The organism is Sorangium sp. So ce327 (assembly GCF_051530205.1).
In the GTDB taxonomy this organism is placed as follows: domain Bacteria; phylum Myxococcota_A; class Polyangia; order Polyangiales; family Polyangiaceae; genus Sorangium; species Sorangium cellulosum_B.
In genome coordinates, this window is the sequence record NZ_CP150330.1 from 12415766 (window position 1) to 12440377 (window position 24612).

Genomic DNA, 24612 nt, shown 5'->3' on the forward strand with positions numbered 1-24612 from the left:
CGACCTCGTCGGTTCAAGTTTCGTGGCGTGGGAGAGGGTCTCCTGCTGAGGGGCGTCTGAATCGGCGAGCCTGCGCACCGACCTCGTCGGTTCAAGTTTCGTGGCGTGGGAGAGGGTCTCCTGCTGAGGGGCGTCTGAATCGGCGAGCCTGCGCACCGACCTCGTCGGTTCAAGTTTCGTGGCGTGGGAGAGGGTCTCCTGCTGAGGGGCGTCTGAATCGGCGAGCCTGCTCGCGGTCCTCGTCGGTTCATCATTCGTGACGTGGGAGGGGGTCTCCTGCTGAGGTGCGTCTGAATCGGCGAGCCTGCGCACACTCCTCGTCGGTTCAAGTTTCGTGACGTGGGAGAGGGTCTCCTGCTGAGGGGCGCCAGAATCGGCGAGCCTACTCACCGTCTTCGTCGGTTCAACGTTCGTGACGTGGGAGAGGGTCTCCTGCTGAGGGGCGCCAGAATCGGCGAGCCTGCTCACCGTCTCCGTCGGTTCAACGTTCGTGACGTGGGAGAGGGTCTCCTGCTGAGGGGCGTCTGAATCGGCGAGCCTGCTCGCGGTCCTCGTCGAATCATCGTCCGTGACGTGGGAGAGGGTCTCCTGCTGAGGGGCATCTGAATCGGAGGGGCTGCGCGTCGTCATCGTCGATCCATCCTTCGTGACGTGGGGGAGGGGCTCCTGCTGAGGGGCGCCTCGCCCGCGGGCGCCCCTCACGCTCGTCGATGCGGGCTCGGCGAGCTACCGTTTGCGATCGAAGCGCTCGTAAAGGCTCCTCCTCAAGGCGGGGGAAGGGGTCGGCAGCGCGGGGCGCTCGGGCGATGGAGGCGGCGGCCTGCGGGGCGGCGGGGCCGGCGGCGGCTCGTCCGCCTCGGGGGAGCGCGCAGGCGAGGCGCTCAGCGTTGGCCTCGGCGGGGGAGGCGGCTCCGGCAGCAGCGGCTCCGGAGGTGGCGCCGCCGGCTCAGGAGCCGAAAGCGGCGCTGCCGCCGTTTCTGGCGCTTCCGCGGCGGCTGGTACGAGCGCAGGGGGGGCCGCGAGCGCGCCGGCGCCGGAGGGGCCGGGCGCGCCGGCGACCGGCTCCCAGTCGTCTTCCATCGCGAGCGCGAGCGTGCCCGAGCCCGCGCGCTCCTCCGCCGTGACCGGCTCCCGGCTGATCATCGAGGGAGGCAGCGCGCCGCCCGGGGGCGCCGGCTGGAACGGGAGCGCGGGCTGGTCCGTCGCGCCGGCATCCTCCTCGGGCAGCAGCGCCAGCGTCGCGGCGGGAGACCCCTTCGGCCCTTCTTCCACCGAGGAGATCGAGAGGGTCCCCGTGTCGACCCGCGGCCCGTGCGCGCCCTCGGCCGGCCCGGCGATGTCGCCGGGAGCCGACCCGGGGCGGAACGGCGTCGCCGCCGCCGAGGCGAGGGCAGCGGCCACCGCGCCAGCGTCCGAGAGGCTCACCGTGCGCGCCCCGGCGGCCGGCGCGGCCTGGGTCGCGCCCAGGGGGTCGCCGCCGTCGCCGTCGCCTCCCACGCCGCGCGCGCGGCCGGCCGCGTCGGCTGCCTTCGCGAGATCCTGGGCCGCGGCGTCCTGCTCCGCCGGCCTGTCGGGCCACTCGAGCGGCTCGCCGGGGAGCTCGACCCCCGCCACGAGGGTGGCCGCCGCGAGCGCGGCCTCGCCGGGGACGACCAGGCTGCCCCGGAAGACGAGGGTGCAGCGCTGCTCGTCGCCGTCGATGCGCAGGATGTCCGCGTTCAGCTCGATCGGGTGGCCCTCGCTCACGCCGAAGGCGGAGAGGCCGTGGACGCGCGCTCGGCCGCGCGCCTCGGGCAGCCGCGTCCGGAGCCGCGGCAGCGTGGGGTGGAGCCCGTGGAGCTCGATCCACTCGCCGCCGCGCAGGTAACGCGTCCGCTGATCGGGGGGCGCCGCCTGGTAATAGGCCCACTCGAAGGGATCGGGGATCTCGGCGATGGCGGCGTCGAGCGCCTTGCGGGGCGTGGCCCCGAGCAGCCGCCTGCGCGCGGGCCAGGCGCGCGCGATGGGCCCGAAGCCGGCCGCGCGCGCCGGCTGGAGGGGATCGACGATGTTCGCCTCGGGCTCGGACGCGTCGCCCGTCGCCTGCACGCCGAGGAAGTTCTCCTGGTCGTTCTCGCCGCGGAGCGCCCGCTCGTACACGAGCGGCATCCGCTGGAACCCGGCCCTGTCCTTGATCAGGAGCTCCTTGTCGAGCAGGGGCCCGTCCTCATCGGAGATCGCGAGTCGCACGGGCAAGGCGTGCACGGGCGCGCCGGGCGGCGGCGCGTGGGCGTGGCCGGTAAAGAGCACGTCGGCGCGCTCCAGGTGCGGCGCCAGATCGCTCGTGAGCCGGACGCTCCGCCCAGGGTTGTTGCCGTGATGGACCTCGCCCTGGACGACCTGCTGCGGCTCGACCCTGGGCATCTCCGCGTCCGCCGCGAAGGCGAAGGTGGCCTTGACGATCACGGTGATGTGGAGCTCGCCCCGGCTGCGCCACGCGACGGCGGCGGCGGCTGCTCCGTTCAGCGGCGTGACCCTCACGGGCCCGGTCGCGCCGTTCGTTCCACGGGTCATCGCGCCCTTCGCCGCGCCCTTCTCCGCACCGTTCGCCATTCCGCGGCGTTATAGCACGGCTCTCGTCACGAACTTGCCGCCGCACTGCCCCCATGCCACCCACGGCGATCATGAAGCCGGCTGGAAACGCTCGTGCGCTGGGATCGGCGCTCGCCCTCCTCGTCATGATTGCCTCGTTCGGCTGCGACACGGTGGCGACGCTCGTCGCGCCCGCGGTGCCGGTGGTCATCGAGAAGGCGACCGCGCCCGGGGAGCCCGCCGCGCCCGAGGATCCTGCCGCGCCCGAGGCGCCCGAGAGCCGGAAGTGCTGCTTCCGGAGCGGCGAGGGCGCCGCGAAGGTGTGCGAGAGCCAGGAGCGCTGCTGCTCCGGCAGGTACGACCGCAGCGCGTGCGAGGACTCGGGCGGTCTCTGGTTCAACAGCGCCGACGGCTGCGCCGGCGCCTGCTGAGCATCTGGCTCGCTCCGCCGGCGTAGGAAAGGGTGTGCGCGAGCTCGACACCGACGCCCTGCTCCGGCTCGTGCAGCGGGCCACGGGCCATGTCCCGTCGTCGATGGTCCCGCTGCGCGGGGGCGTGTCGTGCCGGCGCTATCTGCGCGTCGTGACGCCGGCCGGGACGGCGGTCGCGATGTTCGCGCCGAGCGCGGGGGCCGACGGCGTCACGGTCGGCGCCGCTCCCCCGCGGTGGCCGTTCCTGGAGGTGCACGCGCTCCTCCGGGAGCGCGGCGTCCGGGTGCCGGCGCTGCTCGCCGAGGACTGCGAGCACGGCCTGCTCCTCCTGGAGGATCTCGGGGACGCGACGCTCTCGGCCTTCGTCGAGCGCGCGCCCGCCCGCCGCGCCGAGGTCTACGCGCTGGCCGCGCGCGATATCGCCCGGGCGCAGCGGGCGCTCGCGGCGCTCCCGAGCGGCTCGATCGTCGACTCGTGCGCGCTCGACGAGACGCTCCTGCGCTGGGAGCTCGACCATTTCCGCGCGTGGGCGCTCGACGCGCGCGGGCTCAGGCTGGGCGACGCCGCGCGGGCCGAGCTCGACGCCGTCTCGGAGCGCCTCGCCCGGCGCATCGCCGCGTGGCCGCGGGGCTTCGTTCACCGCGATTACCAGAGCCAGAACCTCATGGTCGTTGACGCGGCGGGCGGGGGCCTCGAGATCGCCTGGCTCGACTTCCAGGACGCCCTCCTCGGCCCGCGTGCCTACGATCTCGCGACGCTCCTGAATGACAGCGCTCAGGACATGGATCGCTCCTTCATCGAGGCCCGGCTGGACGACTATGCGGCCGCCGCCTCGCTCGACAGGCCGGCGCGCGACGCGCTCGGCCGGGAGTTCGATGTGCTCACGGTCCAGCGCAAGCTGAAGGACGCCGGCCGCTTCGTCTTTCTCGACCGCATCGGCGTGGATCCTACGTACCTGCGCTACGTCGAGCCCGCGCTCGCGAGGGCGCGCGCCGCGCTCGCGAGGATGGGCGACGACGAGGACATGCGGGTGCTGGCGCGGCTCATCGCGTGGTGAGAGAGAGTTGGACGCCAAAAGACGCCAAGGGACGCCAAAAGACGCCAACAGATGAGAGAAAGGGGGACGCGTGGCTCTCGGAACGCCATGTCGACGACCCTGGCTATCTTGTCACGAACAATCCCGTCTCTTTTTTGGCGTCTTTTGGCGTCTTTTGGCGTCTTGTGGCGCCCTGGCGTTTGAATCTGACATGCCCGGTCGTCGGCCGGCCGGATCTCGGCCTCGGTGCGGCTCAGAGCTCCGACTGCTCCAGAAAGCGCTGGAGGAACGTGACGGCGGCTTGCTCTCCAGCCTCCGGGAAGCCCCCGAACATCGCGAACTGGTGCCATACCCAGCCGGCGTTCAGATAGGACTCCTTCTCGCTCGCCTCGAGCGAGGAGCACACGTGATCCCAGCGCGGGTTCGCCCCGGGGAGATAGCCGCTCCTGTCGGGCGGCAGGCTGGTCAGGCGCGCTTCCCTGGAGGGGCCGGGGAGCCTCTGCTGGAGCGCCGCGTTCGCGTCGAGCTGGTGGCCGCCGGTCATCCGCAGGCGGCGCGAGGTGTCGCCGCCGAGCCAGCGCACGAGCAAGGCCTCATTCTTGGCGATGCCGCGGGCGTCGAACGCGAACACCTCGCTCACGCGGTCCTTGTTGGCCGCGAGCGCCTGCCACAGGGCCAGTCCGCCGGCGCTGAAGCCCGCGAGCCCGAGCTTGCCGAGCCGCGGCCCGCCCTGCCCCGTACCGATCTTCCGCGCGCCGCAGAGGAAGCGGAGCGCCGCCTCGGCGAGGCCCGGCAGGCTCGCGGTCGTGGCGGCGCCGAAGCTCGCCCCGCTCGGCCACGGGTGCAGCATGACCACCGCCCTGCCGCTCGCGGCGAGCGCCTCCTCGAAGCCGCAGCGGACATAGACCCAGCGGGACTGGTCGCGCGGATCGCGCTCGAACACGTCGCGCGCCCAGAACGACGCGCCGGGAGACGGGTCGGGCGTGAGCAGGTATCGATTCAGCCCGAACATCTCGTGGCGCTGGTCGACCCGGGTATACGGGTACCCTTCCGGCCGGTAGAACACGAGGGCCGAGATCCCGTCGTCCGGCGGCGCCTTGCAGGCCTCCGGGATGCTCGCGAACCAGATCTTCGGATCCCCCGCGGTGGCGCCGAGGGCCACGAGCTCGGTCCCGGACCGGTGCTCGCGCCGGTACTCGTCCGCATACCCGGCGTAGGCCATCCAGAACGGGGTGATATCGACGAAATCCGTCCTGATCTGGGCGAGCGCGAGGCCGGGCGCCGATTGCACGTCGACGAGCGGGTGGGCCTGCCCGAGCTCCGGGTCAGGGGCGGGGCTGAGCGCCGTCCCGCCGCTCGCCACGTCGAACGCCTGGTCGACCGACAGGACCTCTTCCTCCAGGGCGGGGACGTCCTCGAAGGCGTCGAACGCCGCCGAGAAGCGTGCGCTGAGCGCGACGCGCGACGCCCCGGCGGGGATCACGAACTCGCGCCGCCCAGGGCTCGATCCGGCGAGCGGCAGCGGCGCGTCGTCGGCCGTCGCCTGCACGTCGGCGAGCGCGTCGGGCAGAAGCGGGCTGCCCGCATTGCGCCAGGTGACCCGGAGCCTCAGCGCCATGCGGCGCCCCGGACCGGAGGGCGCGCCCGGCGACAAGGGAGCGCGGCGGCGTGGAGGGGGTCGACCGGGCCATTGCCGGCGAAGGGGGAGCGCTGCGGGGCGGAGGGCACGGGGCGCCCACGGTACCAGAGGGCGCGGCCCGCGGGCGAGCGCGACCGGGCGCGCTCGCCCGCGCGGGGAGCCCCGAGAGGGGCGCTTCCCGCGTCGTTCGGCCGATCCTGCGGGCGCGGCGCGCCGCGCCGCCGGGGGCTGTGTCGCCTCCTCGGCTGGCGCGGCGCCAATCGACTGGAGCTCAGCGGTTGCCGTTCGCGCAGTACCCGAACTCGACGGCCGTTCCAGGCTTGATCTTGGCGTTCCAGCTCACGCCGGTGAACACGAAGTCGGTGCCTTGCTTGACGGCGTTGGTGTTCCAGAAGTCACGGAGCGTCGCGCCGTTCGAGGGCACGTAGAGCTTCCATGTGGTCTCGCCGCTGTCGTTCTTGGTCAGCTTGACGTTGTTGCAGTAGCCGCCCGTCCACGTCGAGTTGGGGGTGATGCCGATGGTGATGTTGCCGCCCTCCACGCGCACGCCGGTCCCGGGGTTGCCCCCGCCGCTGCCGCCGCCCGTGCTGCTGCTGCTGCTGCTCGACGAGGACGTGGTGGTGCCGCCGCCGCCGCCACCGCTGCCGGAGGTGCTGGAGCTGGAGCTGCTGGAGCTGGAGCTGCTGGTGGTGGAGCTGCTGGAGCTGGAGCTGGAGCTGCTGCTGCCCTTCACCCGCGCGATGAAGCTGTCATAGCCGGCGACGTCGCCCGTCTGAGAGAGCATGACGATCGCGACGCCCATGTCGACGGCCTTGGCGACGTTGCTCTCGTTGAGCCAGGTGGAGTCGACGTTGATCGGGCCGCCGCCGAACGTGTACGCGTCCACGATGACGAGCGGCAGGCTGAGCGCGGTGGTGATCTCCTTGTAGGTGAAGTTGTCGATCTTGCCCGTGGTGAACGGGAATTGCTTGCCCGTGAGGCCGACGTACTTGACCACGCTGCGATCCCAGCCGTCGTAGAAGTCGCCGACCGACGACGCCCACTTGGTGGCCGACGGGCTGAACCACGGGCTGAAGTCGATGACCACCTTGCACGAGGGGCAGCCCGCCTTGATGGCGCCGAGGATCTGGTTGATGAAGCTGTCGGACTCCGTCTCCGTGAGCGCGTTCTGCTGCGCCGTCTGCGAGAACTGGTACCAGTCCGGCTCGATGTGGATCAGCGCCTCGCGTCCTTGGAGGGCCCCGTTGATCCCTGACGCCGCCTTCTGATAGGCGCTCGCCATCGAGGCGATGTTGGCGCGCACGTACGCCGCGCCCCTCTGGCACAGCGGTGCGCCGCTGTTGCCGTCGCAGTCGTTCTCGGACCCGAGCCCCTTCTTCGTCATGTCCGTGGCGATGTAGCCGAAGAAGTAGGGGGTCTTCCCCGCGTTGACGATCTGCGTAAGCTTGTTCTTATGTGTGCTGGTGAAGCCGCCCGATTGCAACCAGTCCCCGACGGCCACAACATCGACGTTGGCGGGTCCGGACTGGGGCGGCGACCAGCTCTGGCTCCACTGCGGAGCGACGCCGAAGCGCATCTGCGATGCCGCCGCGGCCGCCGCTGCCTCATCGGCGAAAATCTCGTCCTCTTCGGAGGCGCTGGAACCATCGTCCGCGACAACGATGCACCCGCCGACAGCGGCGAGCAGGCACAGAGCTGCCCCAGCACCGAAAAGCGAACCCTTGATCTTCGTCATTGTCAATCTCCAAGTGACCGAGCGGCTCCGCGCCGCATCGGATTTTTCCACTCCCGAGTGCCAGCATCGGCTTGGCACGGGGCGCTTGTTGAAAGGAAGGTTCGGAGAGCGTTGCAACGGCCGGGCCATCGTCTCTCCAGAGAGGAGAACGCCGGTTCACGGGCACATTCCGACGGTGCCTGTCCGCGAGAGATGGAGAGTGGGCCGATGGAGTGGATCACCGAACCGGGGCACGGATGATCCACCGCGAACGCCCTGATTTCTCGGTGCGGGACGCTGGCAAGCGGGTAGTCTGCGCCCGATGAACCAGGACCGTGGAGTGGAGCGATGAGCGCGCCCGCGCTCATCGAGATCGAGGACGCCGAGGTCTTCCGCGGCGACACGCGCGTCTTCGAGGGGCTGTCGCTGCGCATCGAGCAGGGCGAGAACACCGCGATCCTCGGGCCCAACGGCGCCGGGAAGTCGACCTTGCTGAGGCTGCTCTCACGGGAAATCTATCCGGTCCACCGCGAGAGCTCGCATGTGCGGATACTCGGTCGCGAAAGGTGGGAGGTGTCCGCACTGAGGCGCAGGCTTGGGCTCGTGTCGTACGAGCTGCAGATGGCCTATCCCCGGGGTGTGCGGGGCTCCGAGGTGGTGCTCTCCGGCTTCTTCGCGAGCGCCGGGCTGCACGAGCACGAGCCGGCGACGGCCGCGCAGCGCCGGCGCGCCGAGGAGGTGCTCCGCGATCTCGGCGTCGCGCACCTCGGCGACAAGCCCATCGCGGAGATGTCGGCCGGCGAGCAGCGGCGCTGCCTGCTCGGGCGCGCCCTTGTGCACGATCCGGAGGCGCTGGTGTTCGACGAGCCGACGACGAGCCTCGATCTGAAGGCCGCGTTCGAGCTCATCGATCTGCTCAGGCGCCTCGCGCGGCAGGGCAAGACGCTGATCCTGGTGACGCACCATGTGCAGGAGATCCCGCCGGAGATCGGGCGGGTCGTCCTGCTGCGGAGTGGCCGCGTCTTCGCCGATGGCCCGAAGCGCGCGGTTCTGACCGACGACAACCTGTCCCGTCTGTTCGACGTGCCGCTCACCGTGGTCGAGCGCGACGGGTTCTTTCAGGTATTCCCCCGATCTCTCTGAGACACGGAGTCTCGCCGTCACGTCTCACCCGCTTCGCAAGACGCACGGTTCGTCCTCTGCGCAGTGGAGAGATCAGAAAACGGTAGGCCCCCAGAGAGGGTGTTCTCGGCGCGGGGTGGGGGATGGGCCGATGTTTGAGCCTGAAACACGAGCCATCCGGCAACGCCGGGTGGCTCGTGTTTCAGGCGAGTTCGGCGGGGCCCCCACCCCGCGCCGAGAACACCCTCTCTGGGGGCCGGGCAGCCCTGCGAGGCCCGCCACCCCGCGCTAGCCGATCTCCACCTTGCTCCACATGTCCCGCCGCATCCGCTCCTTCCGCCGGTCGGTCCGGGTCACGAGCCGGGCGGCACCCCAGGCGGCGAGCAGCTGGCCCTCCTGGCCGAGGCCGGGCAGCACGCTCCGGCCGACGAGCAGGGTGCGCTCGATCGGCCCGCGGATCGGCTCGCCCGCGAGCCCGAGGTAGCCGGGCGGGTCGACCTCGAGCTGCCGCACCATCGGCTCGGCGCCCGGGGCCGCGCCCTTCAGCGCGGCGCGCTCGATGAGGCGGCGGCGCTGGCCGTCGTAGAGCCACACGGGCAGCCCGTCGTGCACCGAGTCGACGAGCACGAGGTGGCGCTCGAGGAAGGGGAGCTCGGCCGTGAGCGCGTCGAGCACCGCCTGGCGCGCCTCGAGCAGCGACAGCGGGCCCCGGTCGGGGAGCAGGATCTCCGCCACAAGCAGCGTGTCGGTCGAGGGAGCCGGCAGATCGCAGCGCTGGAGGTGGACCACGGGGCGCCCAGGTCCGGTCGGCCGCGTCTGCCGCGGCGAGCTCGGACGGGCCCCGGAGGCGCCGTCGCTCGACACGCGCGGCGGCGCGGGCGAGCGGCCAGCCGACGCGGACGGGAAGGGGAACAGCAGCGCCTCGGGGCCGAGCGGCTCGGGCAAACCCTCGCGGCGCACGATGAGCGACACGACGAAGCGGCCGATCGACGAGGTGATCCGCGGCCACTCGCGCAGCGCGCGCTTGTGGATGCCCTCGCCGCCCGAGAGGCTCGCGAGCGTCTCGCCGTCCATGTCGGTGATGACGAAGCTGCTGCCGTTCGGGTGATCGTCGCCGTCGAGCACGACCCCCGCGGCGGTGCCGCGGCGGACGTGGACCGACGCCGCGCGCTCGTCGAGCAGGCAGCGACCGCCGTGGGCGAGGATGCGCTCGACGAGGAACTCCTCGAGCTCCTCCTCGCCGCGCGGGAGCATCATCAGCCCGCGCGTCCACGCCCCGTGCAGGCGCGCGACCGCGAAGGGAGGCGGGAGCGCCGAGAGGTCCGTGGCGAAGAGGACGGACTGCGTGACGATCGAGCGGAACAGGTGGCCGCGCGGGAACTCGACGAGCAGGTCGGCGTCGGGCTCGGCGCGCGCGTACGGGAGCATGCCGGCGTAGCGCGCGGTCTCGCGCCGCTCCCAGAAGGTGCCCGGCGGCCAGAGGGCGTCGTGCGAGAAGGCGTCGTCGGCGGCGCCGTTGACGTGGGCGAGCTCGGCGTAGAGCTCGTCGACGACCCGCCGGAGCTCGGGGAACTCGCGGTCGATCTCGCGGCCGAAGAGGACCATGTCGGGCGGCACGTCGAGGCGCCGGCGCGGCGCGACGGCCTGCAGCATGGGCATGGCCGGGACGATGCGGCGCTTCCAGGTCTGCGACTGGGCGAGCTCGACGAGGAAGCGGCGCCACGCGGGCGAGGGCTCGGCGAGCATCGTGAAGGCGCGCCGGCGGAGGACGTGCTGGTCGAGGCGGTAGGTGGGCGGGCGCTCGCCGTGCCCGACGACCATCACGGTGAAGTCGCGGCGCGCGAGGAGCGCCGCGGCCGTGAGCGCGCCGATGGACCGGCCCAGGACGATGACGTCGTAGTGCTTGTGGATCACGCCCCTTCCCCGACTTCTCCGACTTCCCTGACCTCCCCGGCGCTTCCCCGCGCAGGGCCGCTCTGGGCGAGCCCGAGCGCGGTCTCGACGCCGGCGAGCGTCGCGCGCGCTCGCCCGCCCGGCACGTCAGGCGGCGCGATCTGGAGGCGCCCCTCGGCGATCCACGAGAGCGCGCGGATGAGCAGGGCGTGCTCCTGGACGAGGATGCGCGCGGCCAGCGCGTCGCGGTCGTCCCCGTCGAGCACGGGGACGGCGGCCTGCGCGAGGATGGGCCCGGTGTCGGTGCCGGCGTCCACGAGGTGGACCGTGCAGCCGGTGACGCGCACGCCGTGATGGAGCGCCTGCTGCTGGGCGTCGACGCCGGGGAAGGAGGGCAGGAGCGACGGGTGGATGTTCACGACCCGGTGCGGGAAGGCGTCGAGGAAGGTCGTCGTGAGCAGGCGCATGAAGCCCGCGAGGACGACCCAGGTCGCGCCCGCCTCGCGGAGCGCGTCGACGACGGCGGCGTCGAAGCTGTCGCGATCGGCGAAGTCCCGGTGCGCGATGACGCGCGTGGGGACCCCGGCGCGCTCGGCGCGCGCGAGGCCCTCCACGTCGGGCCGGTTCGAGAGGACGAGCCGCACGCGGGCGTCGAGGTGGCCGGCGGCGATCGCGTCCAGGATCGCCTGGAGGTTCGAGCCGCGGCCGGAGATGAGGACGCCGAGATCGAGGGGGGGCATGGGGGGCAGATACTACGGCGGAGGCGGGCGCGGGAGAGATCCGGGGCGGAAGCGGCCGCCCGGGTCCCGGGGGGGGTGCATCGAGGGCTGCGAGGCGACCTCCGGGCCGCTCGCGCTGTCATTTGCGGCTGCGCACGCTCGCGCCTCGCCGTGGCCGGGCCCCTCTGGCCGGCCACCTACCAATGCCGCGCCGCTCGGGGTAGGGTGGCGGCGCCACGATGTCGGAACGCCCGCCTGAGCCGACCCTTACCGCCGACGAGGCCGCGAAGCACCGGGCGAGGTCCTACCTCGGGCGGGTGATCTCGAAGCGCTACCGCATCGACGAGGTCATCGCGATGGGCGGCATGGGCGCGGTCTACCGCGGCGAGCACGTGCACATGCACAAGCGCGTCGCGATCAAGATCCTGCACCCCGACACCGAGCGGCTCCCCGAGCTCGTGCAGCGCTTCGAGCGCGAGGCCATCGCCGGCGCCCACATCCAGCACCGGAACGTCGCGACCGCGACCGATTTCGGCGAGGCGGAGGACGGCTCGTTCTTCCTGGTCCTCGAGTACGTGCGCGGCACGACGCTCCACGAGATCATCCGGCGGGGGCCGGTGCCCGCCGCGCGCGCCGCCCTGATCGCCAGGCAGCTCGCGGCCGCGCTCGACGCGACCCACGCGATGGGCATCGTCCACCGCGACGTGAAGCCGCGCAACGTGATGGTCGTCGAGCCGCAGGGCGACCTCGTGAAGCTCATCGATTTCGGCCTCGCGAAGGTGAGCGTCGATCAGCTGCGCCGGTCCGTCGCGTCGCCCGAGTCCGCGCGGGCGGGGGCCGACTCGCTCCCGGTCCGGCTCACAACGGCCGGCGTGATCTTCGGGACCATCGCCTACCTCGCCCCGGAGTCGGCGCTCGGGATGGACTTCGTCGACGAGCGCGCGGATCTCTACGCCCTGGGCCTGATCCTCTACGAGATGCTGGCCGGCAAGCACCCGTTCCTCGCCAAGGATCCGGTCGAGCTCTTCAACCAGCAGCGGAGCGCGCCCGTGCCGGCGATCGCCGCGCACTCGCCAGGCGTCGTGGCCCCGCCCGCCCTCGAGGCGGTCGTGCGGCTCCTCCTCGAGAAGAATCCGCGCGCCCGCTTCGGGACCGCGGAGGAGCTGATCGCGGCGCTCGACGACGCGTGCGCCGCGTCGGGGATCGCGGTGCACGAGCCGCGGGCGGAGATGTCGTCGAGGGGGGAGATGTCCTCGAGGGCGGAGATGACGTCGGTACCCGCGATCGCGGACGCGGCGCGCGTGCCGAGCAACCGGCCGCCCGTGCCCAGCGCGCCGTCGGGCGCGCCCGACGCGAGCTCCGGCGGCTCCTCGGCGATTGTCCTTGGCGATTCGTGCCTCGTCTCGTTCAACGATGTCGCGGACGCGCTGGCGCCTGCCGCGGAGCGGGCGGCAGGTGAGCCGGCCGGGAGCGGCGCGAGCGCGAAGGAGGCGGAGAGCGCGCGCGCGTCGGGCGAGCTTCCGGAGGGTCGAACGGGCGGCGCCGAGCCGGCAGAGGCGGTGGCGTCGGCGGTGGACGGCGACGAGGACGAGGAAGACGCCCTCAGCCACTCGCGCCCGACGCCGGTGCGCAACACGCCGACCCTTGTCGCCGAGATGATGCGGGACTCGCGGCCGACCGCGGTGGGCGGCGCGGCGTTCATGGCGCAGGTCGCCTTCGCGCAGGAGGTCGCCAGGGCCGACGCGGCCTCCGCGGCCGACGACTCGAGCGTGCCGGACGACGCGCGCCCGACGACGGTGGGCGGCGCGGCGCTCATCGCGCAGGCCGCTTTCGCGCGCGAGGCCGCCGGCGGCGGCGCTCCTGCCGAGGCCGATGACCAGCGTCCTCCGCACGCGTCGTCACCGCTGTCCGAGGCGTCGGCGCGGTCGCAGGAGTCGCCGGAGCTGAAGGAGTGGGCGTCGCTGATCTCGATGCCGCCGTCGCCGGAGGTGCTGCCTCCGTCGCCGAGCGAGGCGGAGCGGTCCGTCGAAGCGCCTGGGGCGACGGAGGCAGCGGGGCTGGGCTCCCTGCGGCTGTCGCTGGACGACCTATTGCTGTCGTCGGGCAAGGCGGAGCGCCGTGCGGCCGAGCCCTCATCGAACAAGCCGTCGCCGTCGGGGGTGGAGGAGCCATCGCCGTCGGCTGCGGAGCCGGCGTCATCGAAGCCGCCGTCGTCGCCCGCAGCGAAGCGTGAGTCGTCGAAGCCGCCGTCGTCGGAGCGTGAGACATCGAAGCCGCCGTCGTCGCCAACGGCGGAGCGTGAGACATCGAAGCCGCCGACGTCTGTAGCGGAGCGTGCATCGTCGAAGCCGCCGTCGTCGGAGCGTGAGACATCGAAGCCGCCGTCAGCGGAGCGTGCATCGTCGAAGCCGCCGTCGTCGGAGCGTGAGACATCGAAGCCGCCGTCAGCGGAGCGTGCATCGTCGAAGCCGCCGACGTCTGTAGCGGAGCGTGCATCGTCGAAGCCGCCGTCAGCGGAGCGTGCATCGTCGAAGCCGCCGTCAGCGGAGCGTGCGTCATCGAAGCCGCTGTCGTCGCCAGCGGCGGAGCGTGCGCCATCGGAGCCGCTGGCCGCATCCGTTGTGGAGCCGGCATCCGTCGCGAAGCCGGCGTCGTCGAAGCCGCCGTCAGCGGCCGGCGCGGAGCCGCCGTCCGGGGCCGGCGCGGAGCCGGCGTCATCGCCGTCGCCCGCGCCGTCCGTGAAGGCGCAGCCGCCGCAGACCGAGCCGGCTCCCGTGGCGTCCGCGTCCCCGCCGCCGGACGCGCCGCCCGCAGAGGATGAGGCGCCCGTCTCGGAGCCGACGTCCGAGCGGATGAGCGGCTCGCGGCCAGCCTTCGCCCCGACGCTGCTGCGGGAGCTGGAGGCCGCCGAGGCAGAGCGCGTCGCCCGCGAGCGCGAGGAAGAGGCCAAGCGGAAGCTCGCGGAGGAGGAAGAGCGCGCCGCGCGCGAGCGCGAGGAGAAGGCCAGGCGAAAGCGCGAAGCGCGGGAGGCTCGCGCGTCGCGGCTGGGCCCCGAAGGCCTCGGCGGCCGCGTGGGCCGGCTGGCACCGTACCTGGGCGGCGGCCTCCTCGCGGCGGCGGTGATCGCGGCGCTCGCCGGCGGTGGGCGCGCCCCGCCCGAGCCGGAGCCCCAGCTCGGCTCCGCGAGGCCCCCCGCGAGCGCGCTCGCCACGAGCGAGCCGGCCCCGGCCGACTCCGCCGCCGTCCCCGAGGCACCCGCGCCCACGGCGCCGGCGCCCGAGGCCCCTGCGCCGGCGGCGTCCGACGCGCCGGCCGAACCCCCGCCCGATGAAGCGGCCCGGAAGGCGCTCACCGACGCTGTCAGGGCGCGCCGGTGGGTGAAGGCCGCCGACGCGATCCAGCAGCTCGCGGAGCGCGATCCGGCGGCGCTCCGCGAGCGCGCGCTCGCGATCGCGGCGCGCAACGTCGCCATCGCCATCGCGAAGACGGGCGAGGAGCACGCCGACAAGGTCTTCGCGGCGCTCTCGAGCCGCTTCGGGACGGCGGGCATCGACGTGCTCTACGAGATCGTCGAGACCCGCGGCCGCTCCACGCCGGCCACCCGGGCCGCGAAGCTGCTCCGCGATCCGGAGATCGCGGCCCGCGGGACCCCCGCGGTCCGGATCTCCTTCGAGCTGCGCGACGCCACGTGCGGCGAGAAGCTCCCGTTCCTCGAGCGCGCCGTCTCCGAGGGCGACGAGCGCACCCTCGTCGTGCTCGAGACGACGGTGAGGCCCTGTTACAAGAAGAGCCGGGCGATCGACGACGCGATCAAGAACCTGCGATCGCGGCTCGAAGGCGGCTGAGCTCGCGGCGCGCGGCCCGCGCCGCCGCGCGGCGCATCCCGGCCCGCGCGCCGCGCATCGCCCTCGCCGTCGCCGGCCCGCTCATCCGAACAGCACGCGCTCCTCGAACGGCACGTCGCCGACCGACACCACCTCGCCGAGCACCCAGGCCTGCTCGCCGCTCTTGGCGAACGCCTCGATGGCCCGGTCCGCGGCGCCCTTCTCCACGACCGCGATCAGCCCGACGCCGAGGTTGAACGTGCGCCGCATCTCGGCCTCCTCCACGGGGCCGCCGCGCTGGAGCACCTGGAACACCGCCGGCCGCTGGTAGGAGCGGAGGTCGAGCCGCGCGCCCAGCCCGTCCGGCAGCACGCGCGGCAGGTTCCCCGGCAGGCCGCCGCCCGTGATGTGCGACAGCCCCCGGACCGCATCGCCGCAGGCCCCGAGGAGCGCCGTGATCGCGCGGGCGTAGATCCGGGTCGGCGTCAGCAGCGCCTCCCCCACGGTGCCGCCGAGGTCGGCCACGCGGTCGCTCATCGTGAGCCCCATCTCCTTCTCGAGCACGCGCCGCGCGAGCGAGAAGCCGTTCGAGTGCAGCCCGCTCGACGCCACGCCGATGACCGCATCGCCGGCCGCGATCCGCTTGCCGTCGAGGATGCGCGACCGCTCGACGACGCCCACGGCGAACCCGGCGAGGTCGTACTCGCCGTCCGCGTACATGCCCGGCAGCTCGGCCGTCTCGCCGCCGATCAGCGCGCAGCCGGCCTGCTTGCAGCCCTCGGCGATGCCGCGGACGACGGCCTCGCCCACGTCGACGTCGAGCTTGCCCGTCGCGAAGTAGTCGAGGAAGAAGAGGGGCCGCGCGCCCACGGTCAGCACGTCGTTCACGCACATCGCGACGAGATCGATGCCCACCGTGTCGTGGACGCCCGTCGCGAACGCCACCTTCAGCTTGGTGCCGACCCCGTCCGTGCCGCTGACCAGCACCGGCTCGGACAGCCCGCCCGGCAGCGCGCACAGCCCGGCGAAGCCGCCCACGTCGGCGAGCACCTCGGGGATGCGCGTCGGCTTCGCGAGCCGCTTGATGCGCTCGACGAGCGCGTCCCCTGCATCGATATCGACCCCGGCTTCCCGGTACGTGACGCTCATGGCAGGCGCATCCCACACCTCGGCGGCAAAGGGAAGCGGGCTCGCTCTCGGGGCGGCTTCCGGGGTCGCCCGGCTCGTCTCTGCTGAGCAGCCCCGCCAGAACGGCCGGCTGGCTGGGCAGCGCGCGCGGAGGATGCTCGGCTGCAGTCTCCGCTAGGCTTGCCCCGCATGTCGACCGTGGACACCAAGCCGAAAGCGGACGCCCGTTACAACGAACTGCTCCGGCGCATGCCTCCGGAGAAGCGCCTTGAAGCGGCGATTCGCCTGAGTCAGGCGGTTCGTGAGTTGGCGCTTGCTGGCATCCGTGCTCGCGATCCAGGGGCGGACGACCAGGAGCTTCGTGGTTGGCTTGCAGTGAGGCTGTACGGGTGCGACTGTGGGCGCAGGCTGCTCGGCCATGTGCCAGACGATGCGACGTAACCTCATGAGCAACGCAACGGACGTTGGCACCGCACTGTATGTGGCGTTGCGTGTGACAGCCGCTGAACCGCGTTCGGGATGTACACTACTGAACGTCAGATTCGACGCTTGGTTGGGTCGAATCCTCCATAGGAAAAGCGATATGTGCGTCCGATGCAGGGCCGAGAGCGCTCATCGCTCGAATATCCTTCTTGCAGGTCGTCTCGCGTCGGTGAGAAGGCCGAGCATCTTGAGGCGTATTTCGATCACTTTTCTGGATACATCATACCTGAGCATCAAGGCGTCGGTCACGGCGTAGAAATTGCGCTGGTTGCAGGTCTGTTCGTCAACAAATAGTGGGCCATGTCCTTTGTCTACAAGGTCATGCCTGCGGATGATATTGAAGAAATCGGTGACGAGGCTGTTTCTCGGAAGAAGCAGGGACGAGGCAAAAATGTTTGCTTGCCATTCGAGCCGGGCTATGTCCTCGATCCCGACTTCCGAGGGCCCGCCGCGGTCAAAGTCATTCTCCTGGCAGTATTCTCCCGCCATGTACCGCCCGTGCCGCAAGAAGTAGTGCCCAAGTTCATGCGCTAATGTGAATCTCTGCCTTCCGACGTGGTCGCCTGGATGACGATAGATGTTGATCTGAAGAGGTGTGAACGCGATGCGGCCCAGGACCCCCGCCTTGGCTTCCTGAGCGGTTGGAACGACGCCAGTCCTGACGTCAAGACATCGTTCTGTTGATTCCCGCCTGCATATGTCCTCAAGGGGCACAGACCCGCCACGGTAGGCGATGGTTTCTAAGGTGACCGCAGTCGATTGCTCAATTTGCTCGACGGAAAGGAACTCCACAGACGGCGGCTGACGCCTCGCCAGCTCTTCGACTGGCACAAGGATGCACTCGTCTTGACTGACTCCACGGGTCAAAGAGCGAAGGAGGGTGTACAGCGAATGTGAATAAATCCCGTCAAGGAAACAATAAAAGTCGAAATAGCGACTCTGGTGAGCTTCCTCCAGGAGCCCCGAGTGGATATCGACCCAATCGGGGGTTGAGGAGCTGACGGCAGAGGGCGATCTGTCAAGGACCCATTTGAGGGTTCTCTTGTCGTAGTATCGGAGCAGTCCGATCCCCTTCGACTTGCAGTACGAGAACGCTCCTTGGGCAAAGGCATTCGTCGAGACAAGTAGCCCTTTGACACCGGCCCCCGATATCTGTTCGATCTTGGCGAAGAATTCCTCTGCGTCATTCACGGGAACGGGAAGACCGTAGTCTTTGCATTCGATGAGAACCAAAAGTGAGTAAGCTGTGCGACCGGGGATGAATATTTCGATGGAAATGTCGAAGACAATGTCGGTGCAACGATCCTTGGAGTAGTAGCCCTTCTTGTGGAATAGCTTGTAGCACTCGGGGGAACTGAAGAACTGACCGTCCGAGATCATCCGCTTCAGGGCCGTGAAGACCTGAGCCTCGAATCTATCTCCCTTCGCCGTAGAACTCATACTGTCCCGTCACTTTGCGTCTGTTTCGTTGCAGAGTCAGACCGGCGATTCGTCGGCGGTTTTCTGATTCCCGCCCAACGGATCGAGTTCTAGCTGCAGCGGACGGCCCGCTCGTACCGCCATTGTCGGTCTGTCTGGTGCGCCGCCCGTCTGTCGCAGCCATGCCTGCTGATCTGCTCGCATGTGAACCATGCTACATGGATCGGGGGATTCCGTAAGGTCGATCTTCAGCCTGGCGCCGAGGCAGCCTCCGGCGAATGCATCCGGTGGCTCTGGCTTGCATCGGGCTGTAGCGTGGAGGCTGCCGTTAGGGACTTGCCAGGTTTGCAGCCCCGCGGACCCACGATACCGCGCTTTCTGCAGGGTCAGGGATGCGCGTCGCGCGCGTCGGGGGCTCCTGCTCGAGGCTGTCGCCATCATCTTGGGTAGGCACCACGAGCGCACGCGAGAGAAAACCGCGGTTCTGCTCGCGCTGCGCGCGCCGATCCTCCAGCAGGACGAGGCGACCGGGCGAGACCAGCGCTCGCGACGCACGATCGCGGACGCGGACCCGGAGACGGGTGGGGACGAACCCGCCGCGGTGGGTGCTGGTCGCGCACTCGGCGCCCGCGACTTCGGTGCAACCGCCGAGCGAGCCGGAACACCCCCGATCTCGTGACGGTTCGGTTCGATGGCGCGCCGAGCCGCGGTTCCGCACACCGGGCGCTGATCATTTCCTCGACGCCGTTATCGCCGGTTCCAGATCTGCGTCGCACAGAGGCTGCCTGGCTTGACGCGCGGGGTGTGCCTATCGACTATGGCCGCCATGGCACGAACGGCGCCGGTCCCGAACATCCCTGCGATTCCCGGCATGAACCCCGGCACCTTCATCCTGGGTGGCGGGGGCGGCGGAGGCGGCGGCCGCGGCCGCGGAGGACGGGGCCGCGGCGGCGACCAGGGGGCGGGCGGCAAGAGCGGCGGCAAGGGGTCGCGAGGCGGCGGCAAGAACGCGGGCACCTGCGGACCGGGGAGCGGCGGCGGGTGCCCGAATCCGTCCCACGGGCGCGGGGGCGGCACGTCGGCCGGTGACCCGGTCGATCCGGTGACGGGGCGCGTCTACACCGCGAAGGCCGTGGATCTGGCGCTCGGCGGGATGATCCTGCCGCTCCGGATCGAGCGGAGCTACTCGTCGGAGACGACCGACGTGGATCTGGGGCTCGGATTCGGATGGAGCCACTCGCTGGCGTGGGCGATCGAGGAGCGGCGGCGGACGCTGCGTGTCCTGGAGCCTCACGCGGCGCCGACCGAGGCGGAGATCCCCGAGCCGGGCCGTCCCGTGCCGATGCCGTGCGGCGTGCTGAGACGTCATGAGGGCGGCTACACGCTGGAGGCCGAGGGGAGGCTGCTCGTGTTCGGCGAGAGGCAGGAGAGCAGGTGGCTCTTGTCGCGCATCGTGGACCGGTACGACAACGAGATACGGCTCTCGTACGAGCGAGGGCGCCTGTCCCATGCGATCGATGCGGTGGGGCGGATGGTGCGGGTGCGTCGGCGAGCGGACGGGAGGATCGCCGCGTTCGAGGTGAACGACGAATCGCCGGGCGGAGGGGGGCGCGCATTTCGCACCTACAGTCATGACGATCGAGGAGATCTGATCTCGGCGCGCGACGCCGCGGGCAACGAGGAGCGGTACGAGTACGACGAACAACACCGCTTGGTCCGGCGCCGCGAGCCGGGAGGGCTGGTGGCGGAGTTCCGCTATGGCGACAACGGCCGCTGCGTGGAGGCATGGTGTCGTCGCGAGGGCAACGACGCCCTCGATGGCGACGTGCCGGGCACGCTGGACGATCGGGAGACCAGGGCCAAGGGCTTCTGTCACGTCAAGATCGACGATTATGACCACTTCGTCGAGGTGATCACCTCGCGCGCAAAACGGCGGATTGACGGCAACCACCTGGACAAGGTGAACAGCGTTGCGTGGGAGGGCGGCCTGCACGCCTACACGTTCGATGCCGCGGGCAACATGCTGGCGTATCGGGACGCGCTGGGACACACGTGGCGCTACGAGCGAGACGACCTGGGCCGACTGTGCGTCGTGACGGATCCGACAGGCGCGAGGACCGTGTACGAATACGACGAGCGGGGCTTCATCGAGGAGGTGCGCGACGCCATGGGCGGGTTCGCGCGCTACGAGCGAAACGCGCGAGGCGATGTGGTGGCCGTCGAGGACGAGCTCGGGCCGGTGGTCTGGTTCCGTTACGACGAGCGCGGCTTGCTCGTCGAGGCGACGCTGCCCAACGGCGGTGTGACGCGGATGGCTTACGACGCGCTCGGCAATCGTGTGGAGGTGATCGAGCCGGACGGGGCGAAGCGGAAGATTCGTTATGATTTCCTGGGACGGGTGACGAGCTTCGTCGATGAGCGCGGACTGGAGACGTCGTATGGGTATAACTCCTGCGGAAAGCTCATCCGGGTGCGGAGGCCGAGCGGGGCGACGGACTGGTATGGTTACGATGTCGACGGGAATTTGTCAGAGATCGCCGACGCGGACGGGCGGGTGACGACGCTGCGGTGGGGTGGGATCGGGGTCGTGACCGAGGTGGTGAGGCCGGACGGGAGCGCCGTGAGGTACTTCTACGATCGGGAGCAGGACCTGGTGCGCGTCGTCAACGATTCCGGCGAGGAGCACCGGTACGTGCGGCGCGGCGAGGGGCGGATCGGCGAGGAGCGGACGTTCGACGGGCGGCGGGTTTATTACCGGCACGATGTGATGGGACGGATCACGCAGATGCGGGATGGGCTCGGCACGGTCGACTTCGTCTATGACCCGTGCGGCCGGCTCGTGGAGCGCAGGTTCACGGATGGGCGGACGGAGAGCATCGGTTATGACGTGCTCGGCCGGATCGAGGTTGTGACGAGCGGCGACGTGATGTGCGAGTACACCCATGACGCGCGCGGGAGGGCGGTGCGGGAGACGATGACGCGGGCCGGGCGGCGGACGGTGGTGGAGACGGCGCACGACGCGCTGGGCAAGGCGGTGCGCACGAGCGGGCCGTTCGGGCAGATGGAGATCGCGCGCGACGTGGTGGGGCGGCCGGCGGCGGTGGCTGTCGGGGACGTCGGCGCGCAGGCGATGAAGGTGCAGCTGACCTATGATCCAGCGGGTCAGCTTGTCGATCGGGCGCTGCCCGCGGGAGGGCGCATCGCGGAGGGGTGGACGCCCGATGGGCTCCCGTCGGGGGCGCAGGTGACGGGCCTCGAAGCGACGCCCGCGGTGCGGCCGGACGAGCCGGCGTGGGTGGGGCCGCTGCCGCGCGCGGTGACCTTCGCGCAGAGCTATGGATGGTCGGCGGCCGGGCTGCTCGGCGCGGTGGGCAGCGGCGCGCCGGGCGCGGCCTATGTCGAGTACCTGCGCGACGCGCAGGGCCGGGTGGTGGGGCGGGCGCGGGTGGACGGGGCGCGGCGGGAGCTGATCGAGGGGTATCGCCACGGGCCGAGCGGGCAACTCTACGAGAGCGCGACGCTGCGGCAGTATGCGCCGGGCGGGCAGCTCAAGCGGCGGGGAGGCGCGGAGCTCGCATACGACGAGCGGGGGCGGATGACGAGCAAGCGGCTGCCAGGCGGGCGGGTCGCTCGCTTCGAGTGGGCCGACGACGATCTGCTCCAGGCGGTGCGGTTGCCGGACGGCCGGGTGGTGCGCTTTACCTACGACCCGTTCGCGCGGCGGCTGGAGAAGCGGGTGGAGCGGGGGCGCGATCGGGTGGTGGAGAGCGTGACGCGATACACCTGGAGCGGGGATGCGCTGGTGCACGAGATCCGCGAGCTGTTCGGGGAAGCGGGCGGGGAGCCGGTGGTGGAAGAGCGAGCGTACGCGGTGCTTCCGGAGGGGGTGACGCCGCTCGCGGACCGGGTGCGCCGGGGCGATCAGGACGAGGTGCGGTATTACATCGAGGCGCCGAACGGGATGCCGGCGGCGCTGGTGGGCGGGGACGGACGGCTCGTAGGCGAAATCGAAGCGTCGCTGTTTGGCAAGATCGAGGGGGAGCAGGCCGGGCTGACGCCCGTGCGGTTTCCGGGGCAGTACGCGGATGAGGAGACGGGGCTCTACTACAACCGGTACCGGTACTATGACCCGGAGACGGGGCAGTACCTGAGCCCTGAGCCCATCCGGCTGGAGGGGAGCCTGTATGCGTATGCGTATAGCGATGGCTCGCCGGTCGACCTCATCGATGCCGATGGGCTTGCAAAGATGTGGTCGAAGACGAAGGGAGCGAGCGGGGTGACGGCTCAAAATAAGAGCGGCAGCTTCGACTTGTCCGGACAACCGCGTAGCAGAGGTGATCTGCACCCCGCGGTCCAAGCCGCGTTGCCGCCCTCAGCGGCGAGGGCCGATGGCCAAGACCCTTCGACGTGCTCGGAGCCGTGGGCTCTCACAGACCACTTGAATGCATGGGAGCAGAAGACTGGCAAATCCTGCAAGCCCGGCGACCCCGACTGGCAAACCCATTTGGGTCGTGCTCTGGAGGACATGGAAAAGAGCGGCGATGGGGCGATCTCATCGAGTAAGCAGGGGGTGGATCGCGCACCTTGTCCTAACTGTTCCCAGACAGTTCCCCGCCTGTGGGCGCTCGCCAACAGAAGTCTGCCGACAGGCGTGATCAAACCTGGGTATCGAGAGCAAGAGGGCTCGAAAGGCGTGGGCAAAAAGGAACATTGGACGCAGCCAAGCGGAGCGTTCCTCGCAGACTCTAGCAACACAAAGGCGGCGCCAGTCATTCGCAAGGACGGCGAGCCTGTGCCGGCATTGGCGGATCTGGGTGTGTGGGTAAATGAAAACGGCGCATGGAAGCGAGCTCGATAGGTGATGCTGTTTTCTAATAGAACGCTCGCCGTCCTTCGGAGCTCCAGAATCGCGACCACGCCGTGGGCGCGGCACGAGCTGGATCGTTTTGTCCAACTTCATGAGGACTTCCCACCTATCCATGCGGAGCTCGAGTCGGCTCTGTACGACGCAGCTTCCCGCCGTGGGCTCCCGGTGCTGGACGATCATGTCTTCGGCGCGTTCGCCGCGGCACGGGAGGGCGGCGCGCCGCTGTGGATCGACGTGCACACGCCTGACGGCGGATCGCGCGGGCGCGCTTTCCTCGTAGCCTGGTCGAGGAGACGTGCTTTACCCCTGTACTTGCGCTCGGATGGGGGAGTGCTGATCGAGTCTGGGCTGGAGATGCATCCCAACATGGCCGATTGGGTGGCACAAGTCGCGCTGTTCTCGGATCCCCGGTGGCTTCCAGTGCGGCTTGAAGTGAGGACACAGCGCTGCGGCAGAGCGGTGGCTGACGCGTTGTCGCTGCCTCCCGTCTCAACCATCGACGACGCGGCGTCGGTGTGGGCCGGCGAGCACGCGATTGTCGCGGATGAGTCGCTTGAAATGACATGGATTCGTGTTGACGATCTGAGTCAAATGGAGCGCGCGCTGGAGGCTTGTCACGCATTAATGGTGCCGCTTCAATTGGTCGGCGCTCAGGTGGAGCGTATCTGCCTCGAGGAGGGTAGTGCACCGAGCTTGGCGCCAGAGTTGGGATTTCAGTACCGGCTCGATGGCGAGCCCGTCCGCCTGCTAATGGTGGAGCCTGAAGAGTCGCGAGCGCGCCAAGTGTGGTCGAAGGGACCACGTATTCTCGAGGAGAAGACATTTGAGAATGAGCGGCTCATCGTCCGGAGGTATGAGCGTGCTGCGAGCCACCTGCGTTGCCACGTGTCTTCTCGGGTCCTGCAATGGCTCGATGCAAAGAGCTTCTTCCGCGATCCAGATGCGACGCGCGGCCCGAAATCGTTGATGGCGGAGCTCGATCGACATGGGATCCCCCCAGCGGCGCCATTGCTCCGGTTCGAGGAACTGCTCGGAGGTTTGGTTGCCTACGATGAGGTGGACCCTGCACGTGTACCATGCAACGAGACCAGGCTGGGCGTATACCGTGTCCTGGAGGAACGGCTCGGTTTCGATGACGATGACGCAGAGGATTCGCGCTTTCTTGAGGCAGCCGGCTGGCCGGTTGTCTATTGTCACGGCCGCCGTCTCACGCTGGGGGGTAAGTTTCTCGGCTCGATGCACTTATATGCTGGAGACACCGGGGAGATCTTCCTCTATCGTCACGAGATTGATGATTTGGTCTTGGTCTCGGACGATGCGGTAAAGTGTCTGGAGAAGTGGGCGGTCGAGTGGCAGGCCAGCGGCCTCATGCCAAGCGGATCTCCGGTCGAATTGTCCGCCGATGTGGCGGCGGCTCTCGCTGACGAGCTGGGCTTGCAGCGAATTGATGAGGCATCTGATAGCGCGTCCGAGCACTGGCTGAGCGACGATATTTGGCTGAGACGCGTTCAGAGGCTGCGAGCGGGAGCGTCAACTGCTACGGTGACATCGCTGACGACACGGCTTTCGGGCCAGCTGGTAGAGATCGTTCGAAGCGCGCAGGTTCTCGCGCCGGGGGTACGAATCGTCGTTCGCTCTGCCGGTGGTGTGCAACCCTACTACGCGCTGAAAGACGCTGGCTTTGACGTGGAGCTTGTTTGAGGTGAGCGTCTGGCCGAGGACATCGTAACCGTCCGCGCAGCGCTGGTTAGCTGCTCCCACCGCGA

14 protein-coding genes are annotated in these 24612 nt (G+C 70.2%); 7 read left to right on the forward strand and 7 right to left on the reverse strand.

The genetic code is table 11. The features are described from left to right. Positions 1-726: 726 nt before the first annotated feature. Positions 727-2592, reverse strand: a complete 1866-nt coding sequence (locus WME95_RS46510; protein WP_437905624.1) for a DUF2169 family type VI secretion system accessory protein — start codon at positions 2590-2592, stop codon at positions 727-729. A gap of 71 nt (positions 2593-2663) precedes the next feature. On the opposite strand from WME95_RS46510, the gene WME95_RS46515 reads away from it, so the two are divergent. Together WME95_RS46515 and WME95_RS46520 are read left to right on the forward strand one after the other, a co-directional pair. After that, positions 2664-3002 carry a hypothetical protein gene (locus WME95_RS46515; RefSeq protein WP_437547384.1) on the forward strand — a complete coding sequence of 113 codons (339 nt, stop codon included), beginning with the start codon at positions 2664-2666 and terminating at the stop codon, positions 3000-3002. A 34-nt stretch (positions 3003-3036) separates the two neighbouring features. Beyond that, positions 3037-4059 (forward strand): aminoglycoside phosphotransferase family protein, encoded by a 1023-nt coding sequence (locus WME95_RS46520; protein ID WP_437905625.1) that lies wholly within the window; start codon positions 3037-3039, stop codon positions 4057-4059. A gap of 232 nt (positions 4060-4291) precedes the next feature. Here WME95_RS46520 and WME95_RS46525 read toward each other — a convergent pair whose 3' ends face one another. Then, on the reverse strand, positions 4292-5656 hold the full coding sequence (locus WME95_RS46525) for a hypothetical protein (RefSeq protein WP_437905626.1): 1365 nt from the start codon (positions 5654-5656) through the stop codon (positions 4292-4294). A gap of 292 nt (positions 5657-5948) precedes the next feature. Next, positions 5949-7412 (reverse strand): cellulose binding domain-containing protein, encoded by a 1464-nt coding sequence (locus tag WME95_RS46530; RefSeq protein WP_437905627.1) that lies wholly within the window; start codon positions 7410-7412, stop codon positions 5949-5951. A 327-nt stretch (positions 7413-7739) separates the two neighbouring features. Between WME95_RS46530 and WME95_RS46535 the strand changes: the two genes are divergently transcribed. Further along, on the forward strand, positions 7740-8534 hold the full coding sequence (locus WME95_RS46535) for an ABC transporter ATP-binding protein (protein ID WP_437905628.1): 795 nt from the start codon (positions 7740-7742) through the stop codon (positions 8532-8534). 267 nt (positions 8535-8801) lie between these two features. On the opposite strand, the gene WME95_RS46540 is transcribed toward WME95_RS46535, so the two are convergent. Further along, positions 8802-10427, reverse strand: a complete 1626-nt coding sequence (locus tag WME95_RS46540; RefSeq protein ID WP_437547393.1) for an NAD(P)-binding protein — start codon at positions 10425-10427, stop codon at positions 8802-8804. Next, complete coding sequence (purN, locus tag WME95_RS46545; RefSeq protein ID WP_437905629.1) at positions 10424-11146, reverse strand: phosphoribosylglycinamide formyltransferase; 723 nt, start codon at positions 11144-11146, stop codon at positions 10424-10426. The genes WME95_RS46540 and purN overlap by 4 nt, the downstream gene beginning before the upstream one ends. A 218-nt stretch (positions 11147-11364) precedes the next feature. Between purN and WME95_RS46550 the strand changes: the two genes are divergently transcribed. Then, positions 11365-14970, forward strand: a complete 3606-nt coding sequence (locus WME95_RS46550) for a protein kinase domain-containing protein (protein ID WP_437905630.1) — start codon at positions 11365-11367, stop codon at positions 14968-14970. 81 nt (positions 14971-15051) lie between these two features. On the opposite strand, the gene purM is transcribed toward WME95_RS46550, so the two are convergent. Continuing rightward, a complete protein-coding gene (purM, locus tag WME95_RS46555; protein ID WP_437905631.1) occupies positions 15052-16098 on the reverse strand; it encodes a phosphoribosylformylglycinamidine cyclo-ligase in 1047 nt (348 codons plus the stop codon). A 168-nt stretch (positions 16099-16266) separates the two neighbouring features. On the opposite strand from purM, the gene WME95_RS46560 reads away from it, so the two are divergent. After that, entirely contained in the window at positions 16267-16518 is a 252-nt protein-coding gene (locus WME95_RS46560; RefSeq protein WP_437905632.1) for a hypothetical protein, read from the forward strand. Positions 16519-16689: 171 nt separating this feature from the next. On the opposite strand, the gene WME95_RS46565 is transcribed toward WME95_RS46560, so the two are convergent. Beyond that, the gene (locus tag WME95_RS46565; protein WP_437905633.1) at positions 16690-18000 is read right to left on the reverse strand and encodes an ImmA/IrrE family metallo-endopeptidase; all 1311 of its coding nucleotides are present in this window, start codon (positions 17998-18000) and stop codon (positions 16690-16692) included. Between the two features lie 805 nt (positions 18001-18805). On the opposite strand from WME95_RS46565, the gene WME95_RS46570 reads away from it, so the two are divergent. Continuing rightward, positions 18806-22837 carry an RHS repeat-associated core domain-containing protein gene (locus WME95_RS46570; protein ID WP_437905634.1) on the forward strand — a complete coding sequence of 1344 codons (4032 nt, stop codon included), beginning with the start codon at positions 18806-18808 and terminating at the stop codon, positions 22835-22837. Next, complete coding sequence (locus WME95_RS46575) at positions 22838-24547, forward strand: hypothetical protein (protein ID WP_437905635.1); 1710 nt, start codon at positions 22838-22840, stop codon at positions 24545-24547. The last annotated feature ends 65 nt before the right edge of the window (positions 24548-24612 follow it).